The sequence below is a fragment of the Amycolatopsis sp. cmx-8-4 genome, from assembly GCF_046548675.1.
Classification (GTDB): domain Bacteria; phylum Actinomycetota; class Actinomycetes; order Mycobacteriales; family Pseudonocardiaceae; genus Amycolatopsis.
The window spans coordinates 477,623-493,163 of the sequence record NZ_JAEBDZ010000004.1 but is presented as its reverse complement, the minus strand read 5'-3'; the positions used below and the strand labels follow the sequence as shown (position 1 = coordinate 493,163).

General features: G+C 70.8%; 14 protein-coding genes and 1 pseudogene. 12 read left to right on the top strand and 3 right to left on the bottom strand.

The genetic code is table 11. The annotated features are described in order from the left end of the window. Positions 1–58 precede the first annotated feature (58 nt). The 12 genes and pseudogenes from ACLJQZ_RS11425 to ACLJQZ_RS11370 all read left to right on the top strand — a co-directional run. A pseudogene (locus tag ACLJQZ_RS11425) lies at positions 59–778 on the top strand (hypothetical protein); the annotation flags it as partial. Further along, on the top strand, positions 766–1,596 hold the full coding sequence (locus ACLJQZ_RS11420; RefSeq protein ID WP_410619979.1) for a tryptophan synthase subunit alpha: 831 nt from the start codon (positions 766–768) through the stop codon (positions 1,594–1,596). The pseudogene ACLJQZ_RS11425 and the gene ACLJQZ_RS11420, both read left to right, overlap by 13 nt. Continuing rightward, the gene (locus ACLJQZ_RS11415) at positions 1,586–3,358 is read left to right on the top strand and encodes an FAD-dependent monooxygenase (RefSeq protein ID WP_410619978.1); all 1,773 of its coding nucleotides are present in this window, start codon (positions 1,586–1,588) and stop codon (positions 3,356–3,358) included. Before ACLJQZ_RS11420 ends, ACLJQZ_RS11415 begins: the two co-directional genes overlap by 11 nt. Continuing rightward, a complete protein-coding gene (locus tag ACLJQZ_RS11410) occupies positions 3,355–4,668 on the top strand; it encodes a phenylacetate--CoA ligase family protein (protein ID WP_410619977.1) in 1,314 nt (437 codons plus the stop codon). The genes ACLJQZ_RS11415 and ACLJQZ_RS11410 overlap by 4 nt, the downstream gene beginning before the upstream one ends. Next, positions 4,655–4,879 (top strand): DUF6052 family protein, encoded by a 225-nt coding sequence (locus ACLJQZ_RS11405; RefSeq protein WP_410619976.1) that lies wholly within the window; start codon positions 4,655–4,657, stop codon positions 4,877–4,879. The genes ACLJQZ_RS11410 and ACLJQZ_RS11405 overlap by 14 nt, the downstream gene beginning before the upstream one ends. Beyond that, the gene (locus ACLJQZ_RS11400) at positions 4,876–6,426 is read left to right on the top strand and encodes a benzoate-CoA ligase family protein (protein WP_410619975.1); all 1,551 of its coding nucleotides are present in this window, start codon (positions 4,876–4,878) and stop codon (positions 6,424–6,426) included. Before ACLJQZ_RS11405 ends, ACLJQZ_RS11400 begins: the two co-directional genes overlap by 4 nt. A gap of 94 nt (positions 6,427–6,520) precedes the next feature. Next, a complete protein-coding gene (locus tag ACLJQZ_RS11395; RefSeq protein WP_410619974.1) occupies positions 6,521–6,943 on the top strand; it encodes a nitroreductase/quinone reductase family protein in 423 nt (140 codons plus the stop codon). Between the two features lie 78 nt (positions 6,944–7,021). Then, the gene (locus tag ACLJQZ_RS11390; RefSeq protein WP_410619973.1) at positions 7,022–8,317 is read left to right on the top strand and encodes an MFS transporter; all 1,296 of its coding nucleotides are present in this window, start codon (positions 7,022–7,024) and stop codon (positions 8,315–8,317) included. A 52-nt stretch (positions 8,318–8,369) separates the two neighbouring features. Beyond that, entirely contained in the window at positions 8,370–8,780 is a 411-nt protein-coding gene (locus ACLJQZ_RS11385) for an acyl-CoA thioesterase (RefSeq protein ID WP_410619972.1), read from the top strand. A 109-nt stretch (positions 8,781–8,889) separates the two neighbouring features. After that, entirely contained in the window at positions 8,890–9,891 is a 1,002-nt protein-coding gene (locus ACLJQZ_RS11380) for a methyltransferase (RefSeq protein ID WP_410619971.1), read from the top strand. A gap of 2 nt (positions 9,892–9,893) precedes the next feature. Continuing rightward, entirely contained in the window at positions 9,894–11,141 is a 1,248-nt protein-coding gene (locus tag ACLJQZ_RS11375) for a cytochrome P450 (protein ID WP_410619970.1), read from the top strand. A 125-nt stretch (positions 11,142–11,266) separates the two neighbouring features. Continuing rightward, positions 11,267–12,073 (top strand): alpha/beta fold hydrolase, encoded by an 807-nt coding sequence (locus ACLJQZ_RS11370; RefSeq protein WP_410619969.1) that lies wholly within the window; start codon positions 11,267–11,269, stop codon positions 12,071–12,073. A gap of 168 nt (positions 12,074–12,241) precedes the next feature. On the opposite strand, the gene ACLJQZ_RS11365 is transcribed toward ACLJQZ_RS11370, so the two are convergent. The 3 genes from ACLJQZ_RS11365 to ACLJQZ_RS11355 all read right to left on the bottom strand — a co-directional run bounded on the left by ACLJQZ_RS11365 (position 12,242) and on the right by ACLJQZ_RS11355 (position 15,278). Further along, positions 12,242–12,484, bottom strand: coding sequence for a phosphopantetheine-binding protein (locus ACLJQZ_RS11365; RefSeq protein WP_410619968.1), 243 nt, complete (start codon positions 12,482–12,484; stop codon positions 12,242–12,244). A 234-nt stretch (positions 12,485–12,718) separates the two neighbouring features. Beyond that, complete coding sequence (locus ACLJQZ_RS11360) at positions 12,719–13,960, bottom strand: acyltransferase family protein (protein ID WP_410619967.1); 1,242 nt, start codon at positions 13,958–13,960, stop codon at positions 12,719–12,721. A 163-nt stretch (positions 13,961–14,123) separates the two neighbouring features. Continuing rightward, positions 14,124–15,278 carry an epoxide hydrolase family protein gene (locus ACLJQZ_RS11355; RefSeq protein WP_410619966.1) on the bottom strand — a complete coding sequence of 385 codons (1,155 nt, stop codon included), beginning with the start codon at positions 15,276–15,278 and terminating at the stop codon, positions 14,124–14,126. Between the last annotated feature and the right edge of the window lie 263 nt (positions 15,279–15,541).

The following is a 15,541-nucleotide window of genomic DNA, read 5'->3' as shown; positions in this document are numbered from 1 at the left end:
GGAAGACGTCACGTCTCCCGCGCAGTGTGAAGCTACGCCTTGTCGTCGGAGAAGGAGGAGAACCATGGACTGCCGCAGTGTCTACGAGGTCCTGGCATCCGCGCGCCGGACGGGGAAGGTCGCGGTGCTCGCCGACGTGAAGCTCCGCTCACCCCGCGACGGCGATCTGATCGACCTGAACCGGCTGGACCTTTTTCTGGACACCCTCATCGAGGGTGGGGTGGCCGCCCTGACCATGCCGACCGATTCCGTGTACTTCGCCGGCGGCGTCGACCTGGCCGCGAAGATCCGCGCCCGGACCGACCTCCCCCTGATGCGCAAGGAGTTCTTCTGCACCACGACCCAGCTCGAGGAGTCGGTGGACGCCGGGTTCGACGCGGTCCAGCTGTCCATCAACACGACGCCGGCCGGGCAGCTCGAACGGCTGCGCGACTACGCGGTGGGACTCGGCCTCGAGGTGCTGTTCGGCGTGCACACCCGGAGCCACCTGCGCCGGGCGCTGGCCCTCGACCCGGTGGCCGTGGCCGTCAACAACCGCGACATCGTCGCACTGGAGCTGGATCCCGGCACGGTCCGCGTCACCGAGGTGCTGGCCCCCGAGGTGCCCTCCGAGGTGCTCATCCTCTCCGAAAGCGCCTTCTTCACCGCCGACGACGTCACGCGGGCGGCGGCCGCCGGTGCCGAGGGCGTGCTCGTCGGCACCGCGCTGGCCAAGAGCGACGATCCCGCGGGACTGCTCCGCGACATGCGCGAAGGAGCCTGGCTGTGCCTACGTTAGACCGGGTGGGCGACCGGTTGCGCCGCGCGGAGACGCGCGGCGAGCGGCTGCTGGTCGTCTACCTGACCCTCGGCGACCCGGTCACCGGCTCGCCGGCCGACCCCCTCGAACTGGCGGAGGCCGTCGTCGCGGCGGGCGCGGACGTGCTCGAGTTCGGTATCCCGACCGCGGGGACGCGGCCGCGCGGTGCCGACATCGCGGCGTCGTTCGACCGCGCCCGGTCGTGCGCGCCCGAGCGGGCCTGGGAACTGGTGGGCGAGCTGCGCACGCGCCTGCCACAGGTGCCGCTGCTGGCTTTGGTGTACCCGAGCACCGTCACCGACCTCGGCGCGGACCGGCTGCTGGAGTGGAGCGACAAGTCCGAACTGGACGGACTGGTCCTGACCGACCCGGCCGGCCGGCTCACTGCGGACCGGGTGGCCGCCGCCGGGTTGAGCGCGGTCCCGCTCCTCACCGCGGCCACCGGCCCCGCGCGCCGCCGCGAGCTCGAGGACGCCGCTCGCCACTTCACCTACCAGGCACTGGCGGAGCGCACCGGCGTCCGGCTCGACCCCGTCGAGGCCGGCCGGTTCGCCGAGGCAGCGGCGCGCGAGGCCACCAAGCCGTTCCTCGGCGGGTTCGGGCTGCGCGACGAACACGACATCCGCGCGGTCGCCCCGCACGTCGCGGGGGTCGTCGTCGGCAGCGAGCTGTACCGCGGACTGGCCAGGACCGCTCCGGCGGCACGGGTGGCCGCGGCCGGGGACACCGTGCGCCGCTGGAAAGCCGCCACCATTCTTTCCGGATCAGCACGGTCGAGGAGTGCGCATGCGCGTTGACATCATCGGTGGCGGCCCCGCGGGGTTGTTCCTGTCCACCCTGCTGCGCCGCGACGGTGTAGCCGACGTCCGGGTCTACGAGCGCAACGAGCCGGACGCGAGCGCGGGCTGGGCGGTGGTCTTCCCCGAAGGGTCGCTCGACGAGCTGTCCAAAGTGGACCCCGAGGCGTTCGAGGCGATCGAACGCGCGGGGATGAGCTGGTCCAAGGTGGAGATCCGCTACCGGGACGCGCGGTACCTGGTCGAGGGCAACCGGTTCCACGGCATCGGGCGCGACGCGCTGTTGTCCACTCTGCGCGAGCGCGCCACCGCGCTCGGCGTCGGGCTCCACTACGGCCACCGGGTGAGCGACCTCGCCGACCACTCCGGCGCCGACCTCGTCGTCGGCGCCGACGGGCTGAACTCGTTCGTGCGCGGCCAGCGGGAGGCCGAGTTCGGCCCGCGCGTCGAGCTCGGGTCGTTCTGGTACGGCTGGTTCGGCGTCGAGGCGGCGGCACCCACCTTCGCCTACATCTTCGTCGACACCGAGTGGGGACTGTTCCAGGGCTACGTCTACCCGTCCGGGCAGTCCTGGAGCTCGCTGATCATCTACGTGTCCGAGGAGACCTGGCAGAGCTCCGGCCTGTCCGGCATGTCCGTCGAGGAGTCGACGGCGTTCTGCGAGCGGGTGTTCGCCGATCACCTCGACGGCAAGCCGATCCTGCGCCGCGGTCCGGTGTGGTCCCGGTTCCGGCATCTGCGCTGCGACACCTGGCACACCGACGACGTCGTGCTGATCGGCGACGCCGCGCACACCGCGCACTGGTCCATCGGTTCCGGCACGCGCCTCGCGATCGAGGACGCGATCGCGCTGGCCGCCCAGCTGCGCGCCCAGCCGACCAGGATCCCCGACGCCCTCGCGATGTACGAGAAGGTCCGCCGGGACCGGGTCGAGCAGTTCCAGGTTGCGGGCCGCCTGTCGGAGCGGTACTTCGACAACGTGGTGCGCTACCTGGACTACGCGCCCATCCAGTTCGCCTACCAGCTGACGGCGCGGTCCTGGCGGATCGGCTTCGCCGACATCGCCCGGCGCGACCCGGACTTCATCCGCCGGTTCAACGCGTGGTTCCACTCCCGCGCCACCGGCACGCCGACCAGGATCGCCCCGTCGCCGGTGTTCGCCCCCGCCGACATCGGCGGGCTGCGGACGGCGAACCGGGTCGTCACCACGGGCCCGGCCGAGGGCGCCGGCGCCGGACTCGTGCTCGGTGGTCCGCCCGCGCCGGGCACGCTCACCGCGGCGGTGGTCACCGCGGACCGGCTCGCCGCCGGCCTCGCGGCCGCGCGGGACACGGGTCACCAGCTCGCCCTGCTCGACCTGTCCGCGCACCCCGTCGCCGGGCTGCTCGCCGACCCGCCGCGGGACGCGCTGAGCGTTCTGCGCGCGCAGTGGCCCGCGGAGCACCCCGTCGGCGTGGTGCTGGGCCTCGAGGCCGGCTGCGACTCCGAGCCCGGCACCGCGGCGGCCGTCGCGCTCGCCCGCACTCTCGAGGCGGCCGGGATGGCCGTCGTGCTGCTCGGACCCGCGGCAGGGGAGCCGCCACCGGCCGGGCAGGTCCTGCAGGCCGCCGACGCCGTCCGCAACGAGACCGGTCTCGTCGTGGTCGTGGACGACGGCATGCGCACGCTCGACGCGGCGGACACGGCGATCGCGACGGGCCGGGCCGACCTGTGCGTCCTGCACTTCGGCTCAACTGATATCGAAACTGGGGAGACGCGATGAACGCTCCGGGCAGCGAGCCCGACTCACCGTTCTGGAACCGGCGGACCGAGACGATGCCCCGCGAGGAGCTGGCGGCGTGGCAGTGGCGCAAGCTGCGCGTGGCGCTGGCGCAGGCGAGGGGCTCCAAGTTCTGGTCCGACCGGATCCCCGAGGACATCTCGTCCTTCGAGGACTACGTGCGGCGGGTGCCGTTGGTGACCAAGAAGGACCTCGTGGCCGCCGAGGAGATGGCACCGCCGTTCGGCCTGCTGCCCTCCATCGACCCGGTGGCCGGCATGCGGTTCCACCAGACCAGCGGCACCAGCGGGCACACCCCGCTGCGGACGTTCGACACGGTGCGGGACTGGACGTGGGCGGTGGACCAGTGGTGCACCGTGCTGCACGGCGTCGGCGTGCGGCCGGGCCAGCGCGGCATCGTCGCCTTCGGCTACGGCATGTTCATCGGGTTCTGGGGGATGCAGGACGCGATGATGCGGATGGGCTGCACGGTCCTGCCCACCGGTTCGATGGACTCCGCCGCCCGGGTCCGGCTCCTGGTCGACTACCAGATCGAGGTCATGGGCTGCACCCCGACCTACGCCCTGCGGCTGCTGGAGGTCGCCAAGGACATGGGGATCGACCTGGCCGTCGACGGCAACCTGAAGACCGTGATCACCGGGGCGGAGCCGCGCCCGCCCGCCACCGTCCGCGCGATCGCGGAAGGCTTCGGCGCCAAGGTGTTCGACGTCGCGGGCATGACCGAGCTGGCGACCGTCTTCACCTTCGAGTGCCCGGCCCGGGCCGGCGTGAGCCACATCATCGAGCCCGCCGCCATCGAAGAGGTGCTGCACCCCGAGACCAGGGAACCGGTCGGCTACGGGGAACGCGGCGTCCGGGTGATGACCGGGCTCGGCCGCGAGGGCTGGCAGATCTTCCGGTACTGGACCGAGGACATCGTGATCAAGCGCCCGTGGCACGAGTGCTCGTGCGGGCGCACCTGGGACTGGTACGAGGGCGGCATCATCGGCCGCTCCGACGACATGCGCAAGATCCGCGGTATCTCGGTGACGCCGGTGATGGTGGAGGACGTCGTCCGCGGCTTCACCGCCGTGCGCGAGTTCCAGACGGTGCTGCGCGCCGACCGCGGGCTGGACGTGATGGTGCTGCGGATCGAGCCCGCCGACCCCGCGTCGGTGCCCGCGGACCTCGCCGAGCACATCGGCGCGGAGATCAAGCGCACGATCGGGCTGCAGCCACGCGTCGAGCTGGTGGCACCCGGTGTGCTACCCCGATTCGAGGCGAAGGCGGCGCGATTCCATGACGAACGGTGAACTGACCGAGCGGGAGCAGGAGCGGTTGCGCGAGTGCTACGCCACGCTGCACGAGCTCGCGGCGTCCTGCGGGGTTCCCGCGGTCCGGGCCGCGGCCCGCGCCGCGGTCGCCGAGGTGCACGTGGCCTTGGACGGGCAGGCGCTGGAGTTCGAGATGTACACCCACCGCTGGTCCGCGGACGGGTACGAGAAGGGACTACCCAGAAGATGACGGTCACCACCGCGAACGCGCTCACCTCGGCCGAGGTGAGCCCGGAACCGGACCACAACCTGTCGCGGCGGTTCCTCGACCCGGTCCCCGGCGAGCGCACCGCACTGATCACCCCGGACGGCCCGGTCACCTACGCGCGGCTGCGGGCGTTGGTCAACCAGGTGGGCAACGCCCTGCGCGATCTCGGGATCGGCCGGGGCGACCGGGTGCTGATCGCGATGCGCGACGGCGTCGAGTACGTGGCCACCTGGTACGCCGCGCAGCGGATCGGCGCGATCACCGTCGACGTCTACAGCCTGCTCACACCCGAGGAGCACCGCTACCACCTCGACTACCTCGAACCGGCCATCGTGGTCACCGACGGCGGTGTCGCCGGGGCGTTGCGGGCGGCGGGTGCGCCCCGGATGATCGTCCTCGATCCCCGTGACCGGCTGGGCCCGCGCGAGTACGACTTCGCCGAGCTGGTCGCCGGCCGGTCCACCGAGCTGGCCGCCACCCCGGCGAGTGCGGACGACGTGGTGATGTGGAAGCTCACCACCGGCAGCACCGGCAAGCCCAAGGCGGCCCGGCACCTCGCTCGCAGCCCGTGGCTGAGCCACCTGTGGTTCGCCAAGGGCGTGCTCGACCTGCGGCCGGACGACGTGGTGCTGGCGATCCCCAAGCTGTTTTCCGGCTGGGCGAGGGACTTGGTGGCGCTCTACACGATGGGCGTGGGCGCGACCGGGGTGCTGTTCCCCGAGCGCACCACGCCGGAGAAGCTCTTCGAGCTGATCGCGCGGCACCGGCCGACCGTCCTCGTCAACGTGCCGACGATGATGAAGGCGATGCTGGCCCACCCCGACGCGCCGAACGCGGACCTGAGCTCGGTGCGGATGTGCCTCTCGGCGGGCGAGCAGCTCCCCGCCGAGCTGCACCGGCGGTGGCTGGACACCTTCGGCGTCGAGGTGCTCGACTGTGTGGGCTCGACCGAGTCCTTCAACGCGGTCATCTGCAACCGGCCCGGCCGCGCCCGGATCGGCAGCCTCGGGCGGGTGATCCCGCCGTACGAGGCGACGATCACCGACGACGACGGCAACCCGGTGCCCGACGGGGAGGTCGGCGTCCTGGAGGTGCGGGGCGAGACGGTGGCGATCGACTACTGGAAGGCGCCGGAGAAGTCGGCGAAGACCTTTCCGGCGCGCGGGACGCTGCGCACCTACGACCTGTTCAGCCGGGACGCCGACGGCTGCTTCCACTACCACGGCCGGGCCGACGATCTGCTGAAGGTCAGCGGGTTGTACGTGTCGCCGACGGAGGTCGAGAACTGTCTCGCGACCCACCCGGCGGTGCGGGCGTGCGCGGTCGTCGGACACTCCACATCGGACGGTCTGACCATCACGCGCGCGTTCGTGGTGGCCGGGGAACCGGTCGGGGAAGCGGACCTGCGCCGGCACGTGAGGGACCGGCTGGCGCCGCGCAAGTGCCCTCGGGAGTTCCGTTTCGTGGCCGCGTTGCCGGAGACGCCGACGGGCAAGATCGACCGCAATGCCTTGCGAGCGCTCGACTGAGGTGGGGCAACCCCTCGGCAAGCGAGGAGATGCAGTACACGAACTACTGGGCCAAGGTGGTCTTGGACCAGAACCCTTCGACCGGGTGGTGACCATGGCTATCGACTTCCTGTCGTACAACAAACCGATCATTGAAGAGTTTCGTGCCAACGACGGCGTGGTGGGCGGCGACTACGAGGGTCTTCCCCTCGCGCTGCTCGTCACGAAAGGCGCGAAGACGGGCAAGGACCGGGTGAGCCCGGTGTCCTTCATCCCCGACGGCGACCGCGTCGTCGTCACCGCGACCAACGCGGGCCTGGACTACCACCCGCAGTGGTACCTCAACCTCTGCGCCGACCCGAACCTCACCGTCGAGATCGGCCCGGACAAGTACGCCGCGGTCGCCCGGGAGATCGACGGCGAAGAGCGCGAGCGGCTGTGGGAAGAGCTGGTCGCGTCCAACCGCAGGCTGGGCCGGTACCAGTCCAAGACGAGCAGGCGCATCCCGGTTCTCGTCGTCGAGCGCAAGGCCGCCTGACAGCCGGAAGTGGCCGCGAGTCCCCTTCGGTAGCGGGGAACCGGGACACCGGCCGAGTTCGACCTCGAGGGAGTGACGATGTCAAGCCGATTGTCTGTCCGAAGTGGTCCGCGCCGACAGGCGCTCGTCATCGGCTTGTGCCTGCTCACCATCGTGTTCGACGGCTACGACCTGATCGTCTACGGATCGGTGGTGCCCAAGCTGCTCGCCGACCCCGGATGGGGGCTCACCCCCGCCGAGGTCGGCCTGATCGGCAGCTACGCGTTGCTGGGCATGCTGATCGGCGGTGTCACGGCCGGCACGATCACCGACCTGATCGGCAGGCGGCGCACCGTCATCGGCTGCCTGTCGCTGTTCTCCGTCGCGATGCTGGCGTGTTCCCTCGCGCCGGGCCCCGAGGCGTTCGGCGTGTTCCGGTTCATCGCGGGGATCGGGCTGGGCGGGGTGGCACCGACGGTGATCGCGCTCACCGTCGAGTCCGCGCCCGCGCACCGGCGCAACCTGAACAACGCGTTGGTGTGCGCCGGCTTCCCGCTCGGCGGGATGCTGGCCGCGGTGCTCGCGCTGGTCTTCCTGGAGCCGCTCGGGTTCCGGTTCATGTTCGCGGTCGGCGCGCTGCCGCTGGTCACGGTCGTACCGCTCGCGCTGTGGCTGCTGCCTGAGTCGCCGGTGTTCGACCGGCGCCTCGGCGCGCCCTCGGTGCGCCACCGGCTGACCGCGCTCGGCCGGGCGCTGCGCAGCCGGCTCGCGGTGCCGATCGTGCTTTTCGCCGTGGCCAACTTCGCGGGCCTGCTCGTCTCCTACGGCTTGAACACCTGGCTGCCCCAGCTGATGCGGGCGGCGGGCTACGCGGTCGGCCCCGCGCTGGTTTTCCTGCTGGTGCTCAACGCGGGCGCGGTGGTCGGCGGGTTGTTCGGGGCGTCGCTGTCCGACCGGCTGGGCCCGAAGTACGTGACCCCCATCGCGTTCCTGGTCGCCGCCGCGTCGATCTTCGCGCTGAGCACCAAGTTGCCGATCGCGGCGCTGTACGGCCTGATCTTCGTCGCGGGCGCCAGCACCGTCGGGACCCAGCTGGTCCTCTTCGGACGGATCGCGATCCACTTCGCACCGGAGATGCGCGCGACGTCGGTCGGTTTCACCTCGGGGTTCGGCAGGCTCGGCGCGATGGCGGGCCCGCTGGTCGGCGGCTACCTCGCGCAGCTCGGTGCCGGCTTCGCGGTGAACTTCCAGATCTTCGCCGGGGCCGCGCTCCTCGCCGCGCTCGCGACCTTCCTGGTAGCGGGAAGCAACGGGCACGACGCCGCCGGCGCCGTGCACGACTTGAAGGCGATCAGGCCGGCCGGCGAGCAGGCGGCCCGCCGCGAGGCCGCCTGACGCCGGTGACGCGACGACCTCGGCCACTCCCACTCGAGCGACAAGGAACGCCATGACCACGCCATCGCCTGAGCACGCGCCCGCAGGCCCGGAGGCCGTCGTGGCCTGGTCGGAGACCGACGCGTCCGGCAGCTTCCACTTCACCGCCCCGCTGCGGTGGGCCGAGGACGCCGAGCACGCGCTCCTGCGGGCCGCCGGCGGTGCGCCGGGCTCCTTCCCGCGGCGGGTGGTCAACTCGTCCTACCGCAGGCCGCTGCGCGCGGGTGACACGTACACCGTCGACCTCGGCGTGGAACGCATCGGCTCCACCTCGATCACCTACTGGTGGCGCGTGGTGTCCGGGGGAGAGGTGTGCGTCGAGGGCGGGCACACCGCCGTGCACCTGGACGGCTCCGGCCGCCCCGCCCCGGTCCCCGACTCCCTGCGTGCCGCACTGGCGCCGCACGAGCGTGCGCAGGCGTAACCGAAAACTCTGCGGCTCAACGATACGTACACAGCGCACGCTCGGAGCAGAGCGCGCGGGCGCCGTGCCGAAACAGTCCATCACTAATTTTGGGAACAAGGAGGCCGGCATGCACGGCGATCTTGACGGGAATGCGGCCCGGTTGTGGGCGATGGCGGGCCTGGGCACGCCGATGGCGCTCCGGGTGGCGGCCACGCTGCGCGTCGCGGACCACATCGTCGCGGGCAAGCAGACCGCGGCGGAGCTGGCGGAGGCGAGCGGCGCCCACGCGGCCACACTGGACCGGTTGCTGCGGTACCTGACCGTGCGGGGGGTGTTCGAGCAGGACGAGGCCGGCCGGTACTCGCTCACCCCGCTCGGCCAGCCGCTGCGTGAGGACCACCCGGCGCGCGCCCGCGCCTGGTTCGACATCGACGGGATGGGCTGGGGCGAACTGTCGTTCGTCGAGCTGCTGCACAGCGTGCGCACCGGCGAGGCGGCGTTCCCCCAGCGCTACGGCAAGCCGTACTGGGACCACATGGCGGACTCCCCGGTGCGCACCGCGTCGTTCCACGAGCTGCACGGCTACGACATGGCCTCGCGCTCGCCGGGCATCGTCACGGGCGTCAACTGGTCCTCGTTCGACCACGTCATCGACGTCGGTGGCGGGGACGGCTCGCTCCTGACCGCGATCCTGACCGAGCACACCGCGCTGCGCGGCACCGTGCTGGACCAGCCGGACGCGACCGCGTCGGCGAAGGAGACGTTCGCCGAGGCCGGCATCGACGACCGCGCCGACACGGTCACCGGCAGCTTCTTCGACCCGATCCCCTCGGGCGCCGACGCCTACCTGCTGTCGCTGATCCTGCACGACTGGGACGACGCGTCCGCGGTGGCCATCCTCCGCCGCTGCGCGGAGGCCGCGGGCAAGAACGGCCGGATCCTCGTGATCGAGTCGATCGGCGAGGGCGAGGAGAAGCACACCGGCATGGACCTGCGCATGCTGGTCCTGTACTCGGCCAAGGAGCGCGGTGTCACCGAGTTCACCGAGCTCGCCCGGCAAGCGGGTCTGCGCCGTACCGACGTGTACTCCGCCGGCCCGTCGGCGGTCATCGAGCTGCGGGTGGCCTGACCATGGATCCGCTTGCCGCGTTCCGCGCGCTGGCCACGCCGGAGGGCAGGCAGGCGCCCTACCCGCTCTACGAGGCGATCCGCGCCCACGGCGGCCTGGTCCCGGTGAAGGAGGGCACCCTGGTCGCGGTCGGCTACCGCGAGTGCACCCAGGCCCTCCGGGAACCGCGGCTCCAGGTGCAGGACGGCACCGCGTTCGACCGGGTGTACCCGGACTGGCGCGACCACTCGTCCGTGCGCGCGTTCACCGACTCGATGCTCTACAGCAACCCGCCCAACCACGCCCGGCAGCGCGGCGCGGTCAACACCGAGTTCACGCCGCAGCAAGTGGGCCGGCTGCGCCCGGTGATCGAGGAAACGATCACCGGGCTGCTGGACCGGATGGCCGGTCTCGGGGCGGGTGGCGCCGAGGTGGACGTGATGGAGGAGTTCGCGACCCGGCTCCCCATCGCCGTGGTCGGCGCCATGCTCGGGTTCGACGAGGAACGGGTGACCTGGTTCCGCGACCTCGCCACGGCGATCGCGGTGGCCACCGACGGGTTCACCAACCCGGACGCGCTGGCCACCGCGGACGCCGCGATGGACGAACTGGCGGCGCACTTCGGCGAGCTCATCGCCCGCAAGCGCGGCTGCCCGGCCGGTGACATCGTCAGCTCGCTCGTCCGGCTGCACGACACCGACCCGGCCCGGCTCAGCCACGGCGAGCTCGTCGGCAACATGATGCTGCTGCTGACCGCCGGGTTCGAGACGACGGCGTTCCTCACCGGGGACGGCGCGCTCACGGCGATCCGGAACCCGGAGTACGCCGCACGGCTGTGCGTCGACGACGCGTTCGCCGAGCGCTACGTCGAGGAGGTCCTGCGGGTCGAGCCGCCGGTGCACGTCACCAGCCGGTGGGCCGCCGAGGACGTGACGCTGGCCGGCACGCGCATCCCGGCGGGTGCGCGGGTCGTCGTGGTGCTCGCGGCGGGCAACCGGGACCCGCGGCGCTACCCGGAACCCGACCGCTTCGACCCGGAACGCGTCAACAGCCAGCCGTTGAGCTTCGGCGGTGGCATCCACTTCTGCCTCGGCGCCGCGCTCGCCCGGCTCGAGGCCCGGATCGCGCTGCCGATGCTGTTCCGCCGCTTCCCGGGGCTCGCGCCGACCGGGGAGGCGGCTTACCGTGACCGGTGGGTCATCCGGGGTCTGCGTACCCTGCCCGTGACCACCGGTTCCGGCGAGCCGGCGGTCACCCGCCTGGCGTCGTGACCGCCTGCGACCGAAGTACCGGTTTCCGTTACCGGAGCAAGTGAGAAGATGCGGCGCCGGTCCGACCGGACGAGGATTCGACGCCGAGGTAACCCGTATCAGACCCGGAAAGAGGGACCCTTCCCATGAGCACAGTCACGTCCAAGGACGGCACCACGATCGCGTACGAGAAGGTCGGTCAGGGGCCACCGGTCGTGCTGGTCGACGGCGCGTTCGTGTACCGCTCGCCCCTCGACCCGTGGACCCCGGAGTTCGCGACCTTGCTCGCGGAGACGCACACGGTCTACACCTTCGAGCGGCGCGGTCGCGGCAACAGCGGCGACACCCAGCCCTACGCCATCCAGCGGGAGATCGAGGACATCGGCGCGGTCATCGAGGAAGCCGGCGGGTCGGCGAACGTCGTCGCTCTCTCGTCGGGCGCCGTGCTGGCCCTGGACGCGGCGGCCAGCGGCCTGCCCATCACCAAGCTGGCCGTGTACGAGCCGCCGTTCATCGTCGACGACACCCACCCGCCGCGTCCGGACGACTACCTCACCGTCGCCCAGCAGCTGGTCGCGGAAGGCCGCCACGGTGACGCGGTCGGCTACGCGCTGACCAAGACGGTCTTCCTTCCCGAAGAGGTCGTCGACGGCATGCGCAGCCAGCCGTTCTGGCCGATCATGGAGGCCGTCGGCCCCACCGTCCCCTACGACGGCGCGATCATGGACGGTCTCATGTCCGGCAAGCCGCTGCCCGCCGACCGGTGGAACTCCTCGACCGTGCCGACGCTGATCATCTACGGTGGCGCGAGCGAGCAGTGGATGCACAACGCCGCGAAGTCGCTGAACGAGGTGCTCCCCAGCGCCGTGGACGTCCAGTCCCTCGAAGGCCAGACGCACGATGTCGCCGGCGCCGTGCTCGCCCCGGTCGTGACGAAGTTCTTCGCCTCCTGAGGCGTTCGCGCGAACGTCTCCGGGCCGGTTCACCCACGGGTGGACCGGCCCGGACGTCGTTGCCGGGGACGGCACGAATTCTCCTGGCACCCAAGAGAAATCCGGCCGGTGGCCTCAGCCGCCGGCCGGATCTCGCGGTCGGTACCGGAAACGCGGTTCCCTCGTCCCTCAGGCCGCCGCCTCGCCGGCCCTGGCGGTGACGACCTCGGTCAGCGCCGCGAGGTTCGGGTCCTCGAACATGTCGCCGACGTCGATCCAGACACCGAGCTCCTCCTCGAGCCGCGAGACGAGCCGGACGGCCGTGATGGAGTTACCGCTCAGCTCGAAGAAGGTGGCGTCCTCCTGCCCGCTGGGCACGTCGAGCACGTCCCGCCAGATCTGCTCGACCTTCCGCGCGATGTCGCTGCTCAATGCCTTACCTCCAACTGTCAGGTGGAATAGCGTGGAATCATCCGGATGGGAGTGGAAGGAACCCCACGATCCCATCGTGTCTTTCGGCGCCGGAAGAATCGTCTCGTGCTGTGCTTCCTGGTGCCGGGGCACAGAGGTCCACAGCGGACGCGGTGGGACACCCGCCCCCGGAGACGGCTGAGCCTGGTGGAGCGTCCGACGTGGACGCTCCACCAGGCTCGTCGCCGCGGTCCCTCAGAGGGACGCGGTCGGGATCGCCGCTTTCGACTTGGCGATCCGGGCGCCGAGCCGGCCCGCGGGCCGCTCGACGAGGTAGTAGGTCAGTGTGGCCAGGACGATCGTGCCGAGCAGCACCTCGCCGACCAGGAGCCAGGGGGCGATCGTGCCCGGCTCCATCATCGGCGCGGTCCCGAACAGGCTGCCCGCGCGGAAGGCGAAGTACAGCACCGGGAAGTGCCACAGGTAGACGCCGTAGGAGATCCGGCCGAGGAACACGCTCAGCTTGTTGCCCAGCACCACATCCATGACCCGGGACCGGGCCGTCGGCGCGATCAGCGGGACCAGCACCAGCACGCCCCACACGACGGTCAGCACGTGGTCGAGCAGCGCCTGGCTGATCGGCGGGTAGTCACTGCTGCCCGCCTTGTCGAACGGCCGGATGCAGTTGACGATGTAGAGCGTGAACGCCAGCGCCCACCACGACAGCGGCGACTTGGCGGCCAGCCGGTAGAGTCCCGGCACCTTGCCGGTCACGTCGTGGTAGGCGTTCAGGGCGCCGAGCACCATGCCGAGCGCCATGACGCCGAAGAACATCGGCGGCCAGAATAGCTCGATCGGGTACTGGCCCATGGACGGCAGGTGCGTGTAGATCTCCCACGCCGGGCCGATCAGCACGAACGGGAGCAGGCAGCAGACCATCCGGCGCAGCTGCCGGGCCGGGTCCCCTGCCGCGTTCCGCGCGTACCGGTTGATCAAGGCCGCGGCGACGGGCAGCAGCAGGTAGAAGAGCACCTCGGTGACGACGCTCCAGGTGATCTCCAGACCGGGGATCAGCCCCGAGGAGTCGGTGTTCTTGAAGTAGTGCAGCCCCAGCACCGGTGCCACCACGTACCAGACGCTGTTGATGCTCGCGAAGTTGATCAGCAGCAGCGCGGCCGCCACCACCACCCAGTAGGTGGGCACGATGCGCAGCAGGCGCCGGGCGAAGAACGCCTTCACCGGCGGCCCGCTCGTGCCGGTGAACGTCGCCTTGGCGAAGGACTTGTACAGCAGCATGCCGGACAGCAGGAAGAACGGTGTCAGGATGATGGTCAGACCGACCGTCAGCCAGTTGATGACCGGTACGCCCTTGACCGGCCCGAGGTCCATGATTCCGGCGAAGTAGGCGGTGTGCATGAACAACACACCGATCGCGATGAGACCACGAATGCCGTCGAGCACGGGCACCCGGGCCCGGCGCGGCGGATTCCCCTTCACCGTGGCTTCTGGTGTTTTCGGCGGTTCTGCTGTGGGTGGCCCCACTAACTCGGCAACCATCAGCGTGCTCCTTCTCTTCAAGAACGGGGGACCGTGGATCGCCAGAATTCAAGACGACGGTCCGGGCGGAGGTCATCTCCGGACTTGCTCGGTCGTGCGCTGCTCACCGGAGTGTGCGGACGAACGCGCGGATGTCTTCGACGAGCAGCCGGGGTTCCTCGAGTGCGGCGAAGTGGCCGCCGCTTTCGAACTCGGTCCAGTGCGTGATCGTGGGAATGTCACGGTCGGCGATCCGGCGGATCGGCAGGAACGCGTCGTGCGGGAAGACGGCGACGCCGACCGGACGGGTCTGCGGCGGCGGCACCGCGCCGGCGGCGGCGGCCCGGACGTCTTCGGCCCCCTCGTAGTAGAAGTGCGCCGAGGAGCCACCGGTGGCGGTGAACCAGTAGAGCGACACCAGCGCGAGCAGCCGGTCACGGGAGATCGCGTCCTCCGGCACCTTCGCCGACTCGTCGGTCCACGCCTGGAACTTCTCGATGATCCAGGCGAGCTGGCCGACGGGGGAGTCGGTGAGGCCGTAGCCCAGCGTCTGCGGCCGCGTCTGCTGGATCTTCATGTAGCCGGACTGGTCGACGTCGAACTCGGCCAGCTTCTGCAGCCGCTGCTGGTCGGTCTCGGAGAGGTCGGCGAGCTCGGCCGGGTCCCCGGAGGGGAAGGTCATCAGCATGTTGACGTGGATGCCGAGCAGCGGCTCCGGGTTGACCAGGCCCTGCACGAGGGAGATCACCGAGCCGGCGTCGCCGCCCTGTGCGACGTACTTCTCGTAACCGAGCCGGCGCATCAGCTCCGCCCAGGCGAAGGCGATCCGCGGCACGTTCCAGCCGGTGGTGCGCAGCGTGGAGAACCCGTAGCCGGGGATGGACGGGATGACCAGGTGGAAGGCGTCCGCCGGGTCGCCGCCGTGCGCGGCGGGGTCGGTGAGCGGGCCGATGACGTCGGCGAACTCCAGGAAACCGCCCGGCCAGCCGTGCGAGAGCAGCAGCGGGGTGGCGTCCGGCTCCGGTGACCGGACGTGCAGGAAGTGGATGTCCTCGCCGTCGATCTCGGTGGTGAACTGCGGGTACTGGTTGAACTCCGCCTCCACGGCGCGCCAGTCGAACGAGGTGCGCCAGTACTCCGTCAGGTCCTGCAGGTAGCGCAGCGGCACGCCCCGCTCCCAGCCGAAACCGGCTACCTCCGACGGCCACCGGGTGTTCGACAGCCGGTCGCGCAGGTCGTCGACTCTGGCCTGGGGAACACCAATCCGGAACGGTTTCATGGTTTGGTCCTTTTCTGCGTGCCGAAGCGGCCGGGATCGCGCCAGCGGCGCTTTATTCCGCCGATCATCACCGGGCGCCGTATTCGTGTTCAACTCCCGGTGTGCGCCCCCACTCCGCACGTGCGGAGTAGAAGTTCGCCACTCGGTTCGGCACTGTTGGGCGAGCCGCTACGTGACCCACGTGTCCCGAATTCACCGAACCCGGTGGCTGAGGTCGACACGAATCGGTTGCCTCGAACGCCACACCGACATTTTACGGGGTG